This is a genomic window from Vibrio sp. 10N.286.48.C11 (assembly GCF_041469805.1).
GTDB classification, from domain to species: domain Bacteria; phylum Pseudomonadota; class Gammaproteobacteria; order Enterobacterales; family Vibrionaceae; genus Vibrio; species Vibrio crassostreae_C.
Genome location: NZ_JBFRLK010000021.1, coordinates 20960 through 31827 on the forward strand (window position 1 = coordinate 20960; position 10868 = coordinate 31827).

The window sequence follows — 10868 nt, forward strand, 5'->3', positions numbered from 1 at the left end:
GTAGGGCTTGTTTACCATTTTCTGATTCATCACGAATCGAGTTACAACTTGTCGATAGAGACGGTGGGTTTACCTTTACCTAGCCACTTCCGCCAAGGGAGTGACAATGTCACAAAAACAGTCACAGCATAGAGCATCGACCAACTTAAACAGATAAACACCAAGGTACAGATGACCAATGAAAGCATGGCAGTGTATCTAGATGCGCCTGTTAGTAATCGGCAAGCGGCTAACATTGCGAGCAGATAAACCAGAACAAAAATACCGTTGGCGAGCTTGAGAAAGAACTCAAGGTCTAAATTAGACAGCTCACCAATCACACACGAAATAAGCACGACAAAGCCAATTGCTAACGTTGGGTAGAGCGGTACGCCGCGGCTGTTCAGTTGAGCCATTCGACTTGCAGGGCTGTGTTGGCGGGCCTGAGCCCAGATCATCCGAGACAGGCTTTGTGTGTAAAGGTTTAGGCTGGCAAAGCAAGCAAAGAACCCCAGCACGCTGATGACGGTTTTGAAGCCATTACCAAACAGTTGTTCTGTTACCCAAGGGATGGATGCGGCATCGAATTCAGATGAACCGAAAGCACCCAGCTTAAGAATCACTACTGAACAAGCCCAGTACACTAGCCCCGCAACAAAACAGCCTGCAATGATGGCGATTGGGAAGTCACGTTGTGGATTTTTGAATTCCTCTCCCATGTGAGCAAAAGCTTCTATTCCGACAAAGCACCAAAACATGACAGCTAAAGCAGCGCCGATAGACCACATTGAATTGGATGAGATGGCAGGAAGAGCAACATCGGTTGCCGTGATGTCGGCTTTCCAAACAAAAGCGCTGACTAAGGCAAAAATCGACAATGCGATCACGGTTTGCAGTCGGCCAGAAGATTTACTGCCCATCAAATTGACGGCAATAAGCAGGGCGACGGTAAAGGATTGAGCACCAAGTGGTGTATCGAGAGGTGCGGGTAACAATTGTTGAGCAAAACCACCAGCCAGTGCAATGGCCGCTGGAATACCGACAGGAATAACACTCACAAACAACCACGCCACGCTTGTTTCTAATCGCTCGCTAAACGCCTGGCGCACAAAATAGGCAGTACCACCTGCATTCGGGTAGCGTTTTCCTAATGATGCGAAGGTCAGTGCAATCGGGCAAATAGCGATAAACAGGATTAACCAAGCGAGAAGAGACAACTGTCCTGCAATGCCTGCTGCGATCGCAGGGATCATAAATAATCCAGTGCCTAGCAAGGTCGTCGAGAGTTGTCCGATTCCTGAAATAAGCGTGATTTCTTGTTTGAGTTGTGTCATTCGCTCTCCTAGCTATTTGATTCTGGTCACGGTCTTCCAGTAACTTTCTTCTGGTGTGTGAGAAGTTATGATTGAGAGCATACATTGTTGACATCAATAATACAGCTAGCGAAACGTCGTAAGACACCGTCATTTTAACGGTATTAATCCGATTCAGTGTGAAAGTGTCGGCTGTCAGAATGGCTGTTATAAGTAGGAAAGTTGTGTCAAATTAGGCGTTATAAATAGAACAATAAATGAAAAGAATCAGAAGCATGGATAAATTTGATCGCCAGATTTTGGATATTCTCAAAACCAATGCACGATGCTCAGTGAGCGATATCGCCCGAGATGTCAGCCTCTCGCGCTCAGCGGTGAACGCCAGAATCAAGAAACTGGAAAGCGACAAAGTGATTACGGGCTACTGCGCTCAAGTGGTAGAACCCAACCAAACGAAGAATGTGTGCGCTTATATCTTGTTGAAGTTCGACATGTCGAGTAGTGACCATAGTTGTGAGTCTTACGCGAAACAAATCCAGAGTATTGATGAGGTGCAATGGTGCCACTCTATTAGCGGTGAGACAGATATGATGTTGTACGTGGAAGTGGAAAGCATGGAGAGCTTGAACCGAGTTCGCGATCAGCTGCAAAGTTACCCGGATCTTCGCCACTTAATGACTCATACGGTTTTGACCGAGTTTTTCAACAAACAGAATGCGACGGTGCATTCATGTTAGGCAATATCAACTTAAACCTACTGCGTTCACTGCATGTACTTCTTGAAGAGTGTCATGTGAGCCGTGCCGCCCAACGTTTGCATATCACACAATCCGCGGTGAGCCGTCAGCTCAGCCAGTTACGTGATTTGTGTGGCGACCCTTTGCTGGTCCGTGACGGCAACAAACTGGTGCCGACCAACCGTGCATTGCTACTCAAAGGTAAACTCGACGACCTGCTTGGCGAGTTTGACCACCTGTTAGATGATAAACCCTTCGAGCCGCAAGACTGGCAGGGTGAATTGGTGTTGTCTTCGAGTGATTATGTCGCTCAGTATATTCTTCCTGTGATTGTGGCAGAGGTGTCTGCTGAAGCGCCGAACATTAATTTGGCTTATCGATTGTGGCAGCCAAACTACCTTGAAGCACTGAACGAGTCTGGGATTCATTTGGCTTCCAGTATGTTTCCCACAAAGCCAGAACATGTCTCAAGTATCAAACTTGGTGAAGATAAGTCGGTGTGTTTGATGCGAAAGTCGCACCCGCTGGCTCAACAAGCGGTTTTGAGTGCAGAAGATATTGTTCACTACTCTCACATCAAAGTGACGGGTGGTGGAGATAAAGACAGTTACGCGGACATAGCATTGAAGAAGCAAGGGCTGAAGCGAAGAGTGGCTTTACAGGTTCCGTTCTTTTCATCTGCTGGTACTGTGTTATTGCAAGACGACTATCTGATGATCGTGCCAGAACATATCGCCTATAACCTAGGTCGACACCTCGATACTACCTACTTTTCGTTGCCATTTGATACGGAAATGCATACCTATTGGTTAATGTGGCATCCTAAATATGACAACGACTCTGCCCACAAATGGGCGCGAGAAAAAGCATTCCAAGCCATGCAAAAGTCGAGTTACAATATCAGTATGACTTGAAATCATAGGTGTGATGATAATCTTTGATTTCAAATAATACCTCCTGCGAATTATGGTAAGTGCCAAGTATTGAGTATTAAGCGTAGAGCGTTCAGCTGGAACGCTTTATTTTATTAGGAATGGAATGATGACAGTAACAATTTGGTTTTCTTTATTAGCGATTTGCTTGTTGGGTGCAATGTCTCCGGGCCCAAGCTTGGCGATGATCGCTAAACACAGTTTGGCTGGTGGCCGTATGAACGGGCTTATCGCAGCTTGGTCACACGCTGCTGGTATCGGTATTTATGCGTTCGCAACCATTGTTGGTTTAGCCGTTGTGCTTGAGCAATCCCCAATGTTATTTAAAGGTATTAGCTTAGCGGGGGCTGCTTATCTGCTTTATCTTGGCGTTAATGCGTTACGTTCGAAAGGTGGTGTTGCCGCGAAATTAGAAGCGGGTGAAAAGATGAGTTACATGCAGTCTGCTCGTGAGGCTTTCTTGATCTCTATCTTGAGCCCAAAGATCGCATTGTTCTTCATCGCTCTGTTTAGCCAATTTGTAGCGCTAGGTAATGAACTGACCAATCAAGTGATTATTGTCTCAACGCCGCTGATTGTCGACGGCCTTTGGTACACCTTTATCACCTTGGTACTGTCTAGCCCGTTGATTGTTGAACGTATTCGCTCGAAAGCTCAGTTGATTGATCGACTATCTGGCGTGGTGCTGATCCTGCTTGCTGTTCGCGTGGTGTGGACGATATAGCAGTAAACGATAAGAATAAGTAACTAGGGTCTGTTAACTTTTAGTGGTTAAATTTTGTTCGAGATAGAATCGTTTTAGGCGCGGCAAGGAGTATGTAGCCTAGTCATTCTAAGTTAATACTTCTTAACAAAGCATAAAACGATTCTAGCCGAACCCTTCGGGCAGCCTTTGTGGTTCATTTCTACTGCGTTATCGGCTTCTCATGTAGGCTAGCTACACTTCAAAGCCTCTGCCTTGTAGAAATTTCCCACAAAGTGCTGCAAAAATCAGCTCTAAAGGTCAACAGACCCTAGACGTTCACCAGAAACGACACTCATTAAAAAAGGCTCACTAGACGTTATCTAGTGAGCCTTTTTGATTTCTCTGGATTAGCTTTTGGAAGACTTGAGCTTATTAGCCTTCAGAGTTCAGTACGGCATCTAGCTTCGCCATCGAGTCTGAGAAGTAGGGGTTGTAGGTCAAACGCGCATGGTTCTTCCCTTCTTCACGATAGCCCCAAGCTGAGTACCAAACCTCACTGGTTGCATTGCATTGTTCTTCAAACCCTTCTGCCTGACCATTGGAGCAAATCTTCTCGCTACCATTGATTCCGTAATAAGGGTTGTTTGGTGAGAACAGTAAGCCCATGTGAGAGCCGTTCGAGATGCGTTGCTCTGGGATCTTCATGCTGTACTGAACAGCGCGAGGATCCTCGAGAGTCGTCTCTCCTTGCCAAACCAACACATTGTTTGGATTCGGCATAGATTCAGTAAAGGCTTGCTGAACGTAGTTGGTGTCAATCACGCTGTCGCCTTCACTCATCATAATAAAAACTGGTTTATCGAAGTGTTTATCTTGTAAGTCACCACGTACGACTTCTGATGTCTCGTAGTAAACCGATGCACCATTCATTGGCAACGAGTTGTAACGCAACACATTGTCTTCAGGATCTTGATCCGCCCAAGTGACAAAGTAGCTTGCTAGTCCCGCGTATTGAACGGCAGACGAGCTCGGTTGAAACGCAGGTGAGAACAGCAGTAACCCAGAGATCTTTGGATCGTTCATCGCCTGTGAAGTCACGAGGTTCGCGCCGGTTGAATAGCCGCCTAGCCAAACAGAATCATACTCTTGCTCAAGTAACTTCGTATGATGAGCCACCACACCTTGCCAATCTTCTAGGCTCGGCTGCATTAAATCACCCACGCGACTGCCGTGACCCGGAAGTAATACGGTTCTCACTAAGTAACCTTGCTCTGCCAAATGGGTAGCGATGTCTTTAAATGAGTAAGGTGAGTCGCCTAATCCATGAACCAATAATACCGCCTTGCCGTTTGGCGAGGTTGGTTGATACTCGGTTGGTGAATTGAGTTGGATCTCGAGTTGCTTGTCTTCCGTCATGAACACGCGGTTTTTCAATAACCAATCTTGTGTGTCATTGACGTAGGCATCAAAGCTGTCTTGCTGATAGCTAGGCAAGTCTGGAGATGTTTCGTAAGCGGGTATCGGTGTCTCGTTGGAACAACCAACGAGACTTAAAGTCGTTAAGGCCAGCAGTGCTAGGAGGGGCTTTCTTTGCATTATGTAATCTTGTCTCTGTTGTGCTTTCACTATGTCTGAAACTAAAGTTTAGGTTACTTTTTGCTTGAAAGGTCTTCGTATTCACCTTCAATAACACCGGCATCATTGGTTGATGACTGACGAGTGTTCATATGAGCTGCGAAACCTTGTTTCTTCATTTGATTCTGAATGCGCTTGCCAGTAATTAAAGCTGCAATAGCTAAAGGAATAGCAAGGATCAAGCTTGTGAATAACGCCAAAAGGCCAGTAAACAATGCAACAATCGTAACTAATATATTTTTCATATTCATTCCTCTTTTTCTATGTTGTTACTTTATCGCTTCTATTCTGAACGAAACATGAACGCCGTTAATAAATCTCTGAGAGTCACTATGACACGGATGTGTGCTGTTAGGGAGTTTATATGTAGTCATAATCACGCACTAAAAACATGGAATAAAACTAAGTTTAATAAAATCAATATGTTAAAAGTTGGCACGCTTGATGCTCTATAGGGGTTGGAATAAGTCACTGTAAGCAAAGTACTTACAGTTAATAAAAATTACTGGAGCCCTTATATGTTCTGTATTCAATGTGAACAAACAATTCAAACCCCAACCGTAAAAGGCTGTTCTTTCGCACAAGGTATGTGTGGTAAAACTTCGGAAGTATCCGACCTTCAAGACGTGTTGGTGCATTCTCTTCAAGGTGTTTCTTTTTGGGCCAATTTGGGCCGTGCGTGTGATGTTATTGATACTGAAATCGACGAGTGGGCGCCAAAAGCGTTTTTCGCAACACTAACCAACGTTAACTTCGACCCTGCTCGTATCATCGAATTCGCACAACAGTCCCATGAATTCAAGCAGCGTTTAGAGCAACAGGTTCGCGCGGCAGCGACATTGATTGGTTTTGAGATCCCAGCGCTTTCTGCTGCTGCTCAATTCGACCTTCCAACGGACTCTTCAGAGCTATTGGCGCTTGCCCCTCAAGCGGCGGTAAACCGTGGTCACGACTCTCAACACGAAGATGTGATTGGTCTTCGCCTTCTTTGCCTATACGGTCTAAAAGGTGCAGCAGCTTACATGGAGCACGCACGTGTTCTTGGTCAAACTGATAATGCTATTTTCGCTGAATACCATGAAATCATGGCGTTCCTAGGTACAGATCCATCAGACCTAAAACAACTGTTAGATACGTCTATGCAGATCGGCTTAATGAACTACAAGGTCATGGAAATGTTGGATAAAGGCGAGACAGATACCTTCGGTCACCCTCAACCAACAACCGTGAATGTGAAGACGAAGCGAGGTCACTGTATCCTTGTTTCTGGTCACGACCTGCATGATCTAGAAAAGATCCTTCAACAAACGGAAGGCAAGGGCATTAACGTTTACACCAACGGTGAGATGCTACCTGCACACGGCTACCCTGAACTAAACAAGTACCCACACCTTGCGGGTAACTACGGCAGCGCTTGGCAGAACCAGCAAAAAGAATTTGCGAACTTCCCAGGTGCGATCGTAATGACATCTAACTGTCTGCTTAACCCAGATGTGGGCTCGTACGCTGACCGCCTATTTACGCGTAGCATCGTAGGCTGGCCGGGTGTTGCTCACCTTGAAGGTGACGATTTCAGTGCAGTGATCGATTGTGCTCTTGCGCAAGAAGGCTTTAAGCATGACGAGATCGAGCAAATGATCACTGTCGGTTTTGGTCGTAACGCCTTGATGGAAGCAGCGCCTGCGGTTGTTGAACAAGTGAAAGAAGGCAACATCAAACACTTCTTCCTAGTGGGTGGTTGTGACGGCGACAAATCTGAACGTAGCTACTACACAGATTTCACAGCTCAAGCGCCAGAAGATTCAGTAATCCTGACATTGGCATGTGGTAAATTCCGTTTCAACAAAAACCAATTCGGCGACATTAACGGTATTCCACGTCTGCTCGATGTTGGCCAATGTAACGATGCATACTCAGCGATTCAGCTTGCTCTTGCGCTGTCTCAAGAGTTTGATTGTGGCATCAACGAACTACCACTAACACTTGTTCTTTCTTGGTTCGAGCAAAAAGCGATCGTTATCCTGCTTACTCTGTTCGCACTGGGTGTGAAAGGTATCTACACAGGCCCAACAGCGCCTGCATTCCTAACTGAAAACCTACTAAAGATTATTCAAGACGAGTTCGATATGCGTTCTATCTCAACGCCAGAGCAAGATCTTAAAACAATCTTAGCGGCTTAATCTAAGCCCACTCCCAAGCCCCGTTGTTGCTGTTCTCTAGGGACGTGCAGCGGCGGGGCTTTTTAGATTTAATTCTTTAGTATCAGTGAGGTGTGTGAACTATGTATGCATGGTCGGATAGCGATTCAATCAATTTAGTGTGTTTAAAGAAATGGCACGAGACGCCAGATACGGTCAGCTTTGAGCTTGGCAGTATTCCACAAGATTTACATTTCAATTTTAAGCCCGGTCAGTTCATCACCTTGGGTTTAGATATGCCGACGAAAACGGATTACCGTGCTTATTCCGTGGCTTCTTGCCCCGAAGATAACCGCCTGAAGTTGACGGTCAAGCGTGTGGAAGGTGGCTTGGTTTCGAACTTTATTGTTGATGAGCTTGATGAAGGTGACGAGGTTTCTGTGTTGAAGCCGGCAGGCTCGTTTAACTGTATTGATTGCATGCCAACGGCAACAAAGAAAGTAACGCTAGTGAGTGCGGGCTGTGGCATTACACCCGTAATGGCGATGGTAAAATATTGGCTGTCTCAAGACAGTGACAGTGACATTGAGATTGATTTCGTCCACATGGCACGCAACAAGCTTGAGACTATCTACTTTCAAGAACTTCATCAGCTCGATGAATCACATGCGAATTTCAACTTAAAACTGCTGTTAAAAGACAACGAAGGAACAACCGCCCCTCAAGGTCGTTTAGATAAAAACTGGTTGGTGAAACTGAGCCCAGATATCTTAGATAGAACGGTTTACCTGTGTGGGCCTGTCGGCTTCATGCAAGATATTGAGAGTTATCTGAAAGAGCTTGAGTTCAACATGGATAACTTCTATCAAGAAAGCTTTACTCCTGCTACTCAGGATGCTCAATCAGAAGCGTCAAACGCCGAAATTGCTGACGATACGAATAGTGCTGTTAAGGTATTTGTGCCTGCGTTCGGCGCTGAAGTTGAAGCGGAAACTGGCACACCATTGGCGGATTCATTAGAAAAAGCAGGCGTTCCAATTATTATCGCTTGTCGTAGTGGGATTTGTGGTTCGTGTAAATGCAAAGTGACCAAAGGATCTGTGGAATCAAGCAGCCAAGAAACATTGACGCCAGAGCAGATTGAACAGGGCTACGTGCTTGCATGTTCAAGCTCGATTCAGTCAGATGTTGAGGTTGAGTTATAACAGACGTAAAGCTGTGCAAGAGTGATGAAGACAAGATCTTATTATAGCGATAAAAGTTAGGGCGCTAGATGTAAAAAGGCCACCTAGATCAGTTAGAGAGAGCAGATCTAAGTGGTAACCCTCTTGTTTATACGGGGGAGTAAAACAAAAGGGGTTGCGAAGTCCATACAGACTTCGCAGATATAGTTATTATGTTGTGGAGCTTGTTGCGATGGACGTATCTACAAGAGCGAAGTTAATTAAACTTCTGGGTATGTCTTGTAGCGCACACCCATCATTTGTTCCATACAGTGAACAACCTGACAGCTGTAGCCAAACTCGTTGTCGTACCAAATGTAAAGAACAGCACGGTTGTCTTGTGCGATAGTCGCAACACCGTCAACCACACCAGGGTGGCGAGAGCCAACCAAGTCCGTCGATACAATCTCAGTCGAGTCTGTGTAATCAATTTGTGCAGACAGAGAAGAAGACAGCGCCATTTCACGCAGGTACTCGTTCAATTCTTCTTTGTTTGTGCCTTTCTCAAGGTTTAGGTTTGCTACTGCCATTGAAACATTTGGCGTAGGTACGCGAATCGCATTACCTGTTAGCTTACCTTCCATTTCTGGCATCGCTTTTGATACCGCTTTAGCAGCACCAGTCGACGTCAGTACCATGTTCAATGATGCAGCACGACCACGACGATCGCCTGAGTGGAAGTTATCGATTAGGTTTTGGTCATTGGTAAATGAGTGAACCGTTTCAATGTGACCAGACAGTACGCCGAATTTGTCGTGAACCGCTTTCAATACTGGCGTGATTGCGTTTGTCGTACAGCTTGCAGCAGAGATGATAGTGTCTTCTGGTTGAATGACATTCTCGTTCACACCAAATACTACGTTCTTGATGTCGCCTTTGCCTGGCGCAGTCAGTAGTACTTTCTTCGCACCGTTACATGCAACGTGTTGGCTTAGGCCTTCAGCGTCACGCCATACGCCTGTGTTATCAACCACAAGTGCATTTTCAATACCGTAAGTCGTGTAATCCACTTCTTCTGGCTTGTTTGCGTAGATAACTTGAATGAAGTTGCCGTTTACGATGATTGCTTTACGTTCTTGGTCAACTACGATGCTGCCGTTGAACTGGCCGTGAACAGAGTCACGACGAAGTAGGCTAGCACGCTTTTCTAGGTCGCCGTCTTTGCCACCACGTACAACGATTGCACGTAAACGAAGTGGGTAACCTGGGCCACTTTTCTCGATCAATAGACGAGTTAGCAGTCGGCCAATACGACCAAAACCGTACAATACAACGTCACGAGGTTCTGTCATTGCATCGCCTTGAAGCGATTCTACAAGTGCAGTTTGTAGAAAATCATCCAATCCGTGAGTGTCTTCGCGATCTTGCCAGAATGCATGGGCAAGGCGACCAACATCAATACGACATGGAGACAAGTCCATAGAGAGAAGGTGTTGAATGATTGGTTGAGTCTGTTCTGCTGTAAGAGGAGAACCAGTGTAACGTTTTGCGATACGGTGAGCTTTGATGATGTCGATAGTTGTCGCGTTAACCAGGGTCTTACCGAAGAGGATAACTTCTACGCCTTTTTGACGGTATAACTGACCTAAAGTTGGAGCGATGGATTCTGCAATAGTTTGACTAGTTTGCCAGTCTAGGAGGTGCTTTTCGGGACTCATCTTTACTCGGGACCTTTCACGTTAAGTTTCTGCATTCATGGCGGTTGTAGGGAAGCCAATCAGCATAGGGGATTTGAGGCATCAGGCTGTGGTCTTTATTGCCACTTAAATGTGCTTGATATGCCTTGTGTGCAACTTGTAATTTTTATGTGGCAGGATTGTAAGGTACGACGGGTTATTCTGCTAGGAAAAATAAATGCAGACAAATTATCTGTAAGTTGGCTTTATATTAGCCATAAATCAAGTTTTCAGTGTCGATAAAGGCTATTGACTTTAACAATCTGTAGCACTTATTTTTCGCCAAAAAATACTCAAATCAAAATATTAGATGTAATAACAGTCATAGTGATCATTAAAGGTGCGATCGTTAGCTCAAGTTACACGTAAACAGTAAACGACAAATAAGGTGATTAATGCGCTTTCTTGTTCAACCTTTGAATACGCCGAATTCGAGTGCGAAAAGTGCATGACGCAAACGATTGGATCTCACAAATTTCACTTAACTTCGGTGTTTGTTGGTTTATAGAGTCATTACTCCCAACCTTGTGGAGCCGAGAAGCATGGCCGT

9 protein-coding genes are annotated in these 10868 nt (G+C 45.3%); 5 read left to right on the forward strand and 4 right to left on the reverse strand.

Features of this window, described 5'->3' with window-relative positions:
- Positions 1-41 precede the first annotated feature (41 nt).
- Positions 42-1313, reverse strand: coding sequence for an L-methionine/branched-chain amino acid transporter (gene yjeH, locus AB4209_RS07575; protein WP_017066490.1), 1272 nt, complete (start codon positions 1311-1313; stop codon positions 42-44).
- A 254-nt stretch (positions 1314-1567) separates the two neighbouring features.
- Between yjeH and AB4209_RS07580 the strand changes: the two genes are divergently transcribed.
- The 3 genes from AB4209_RS07580 (at position 1568) to AB4209_RS07590 (ending at position 3685) form a co-directional block, all read left to right on the forward strand.
- Positions 1568-2029 (forward strand): Lrp/AsnC family transcriptional regulator, encoded by a 462-nt coding sequence (locus AB4209_RS07580; protein WP_372055405.1) that lies wholly within the window; start codon positions 1568-1570, stop codon positions 2027-2029.
- Complete coding sequence (locus AB4209_RS07585) at positions 2023-2943, forward strand: LysR family transcriptional regulator (RefSeq protein ID WP_017061780.1); 921 nt, start codon at positions 2023-2025, stop codon at positions 2941-2943. The genes AB4209_RS07580 and AB4209_RS07585 overlap by 7 nt, the downstream gene beginning before the upstream one ends.
- A gap of 127 nt (positions 2944-3070) precedes the next feature.
- Entirely contained in the window at positions 3071-3685 is a 615-nt protein-coding gene (locus tag AB4209_RS07590; protein WP_017061779.1) for a LysE family translocator, read from the forward strand.
- A 393-nt stretch (positions 3686-4078) separates the two neighbouring features.
- Here AB4209_RS07590 and AB4209_RS07595 read toward each other — a convergent pair whose 3' ends face one another.
- Positions 4079-5242, reverse strand: a complete 1164-nt coding sequence (locus AB4209_RS07595; RefSeq protein WP_017061778.1) for a carboxylesterase — start codon at positions 5240-5242, stop codon at positions 4079-4081.
- 53 nt (positions 5243-5295) lie between these two features.
- Entirely contained in the window at positions 5296-5526 is a 231-nt protein-coding gene (locus AB4209_RS07600; protein WP_017061777.1) for a hypothetical protein, read from the reverse strand.
- 273 nt (positions 5527-5799) lie between these two features.
- Between AB4209_RS07600 and hcp the strand changes: the two genes are divergently transcribed.
- The gene (hcp, locus tag AB4209_RS07605; RefSeq protein WP_017068651.1) at positions 5800-7461 is read left to right on the forward strand and encodes a hydroxylamine reductase; all 1662 of its coding nucleotides are present in this window, start codon (positions 5800-5802) and stop codon (positions 7459-7461) included.
- A gap of 101 nt (positions 7462-7562) precedes the next feature.
- The gene (locus AB4209_RS07610; RefSeq protein ID WP_136982710.1) at positions 7563-8624 is read left to right on the forward strand and encodes a hybrid-cluster NAD(P)-dependent oxidoreductase; all 1062 of its coding nucleotides are present in this window, start codon (positions 7563-7565) and stop codon (positions 8622-8624) included.
- 239 nt (positions 8625-8863) lie between these two features.
- On the opposite strand, the gene AB4209_RS07615 is transcribed toward AB4209_RS07610, so the two are convergent.
- On the reverse strand, positions 8864-10300 hold the full coding sequence (locus AB4209_RS07615) for a glyceraldehyde-3-phosphate dehydrogenase (RefSeq protein WP_004730041.1): 1437 nt from the start codon (positions 10298-10300) through the stop codon (positions 8864-8866).
- Positions 10301-10868: the final 568 nt, after the last annotated feature.

Coding starts and splice junctions, on each gene's coding strand:
- AB4209_RS07600 (WP_017061777.1), bottom strand. CDS start 5,526: ATGAAAAATATATTAGTTACGATTGTTGCATTGTTTACTGGCCTTTTG.
- hcp (WP_017068651.1), top strand. CDS start 5,800: ATGTTCTGTATTCAATGTGAACAAACAATTCAAACCCCAACCGTAAAA.
- AB4209_RS07590 (WP_017061779.1), top strand. CDS start 3,071: ATGACAGTAACAATTTGGTTTTCTTTATTAGCGATTTGCTTGTTGGGT.
- AB4209_RS07585 (WP_017061780.1), top strand. CDS start 2,023: ATGTTAGGCAATATCAACTTAAACCTACTGCGTTCACTGCATGTACTT.
- AB4209_RS07595 (WP_017061778.1), bottom strand. CDS start 5,242: ATGCAAAGAAAGCCCCTCCTAGCACTGCTGGCCTTAACGACTTTAAGT.
- AB4209_RS07610 (WP_136982710.1), top strand. CDS start 7,563: ATGTATGCATGGTCGGATAGCGATTCAATCAATTTAGTGTGTTTAAAG.
- AB4209_RS07615 (WP_004730041.1), bottom strand. CDS start 10,300: ATGAGTCCCGAAAAGCACCTCCTAGACTGGCAAACTAGTCAAACTATT.
- AB4209_RS07580 (WP_372055405.1), top strand. CDS start 1,568: ATGGATAAATTTGATCGCCAGATTTTGGATATTCTCAAAACCAATGCA.
- yjeH (WP_017066490.1), bottom strand. CDS start 1,313: ATGACACAACTCAAACAAGAAATCACGCTTATTTCAGGAATCGGACAA.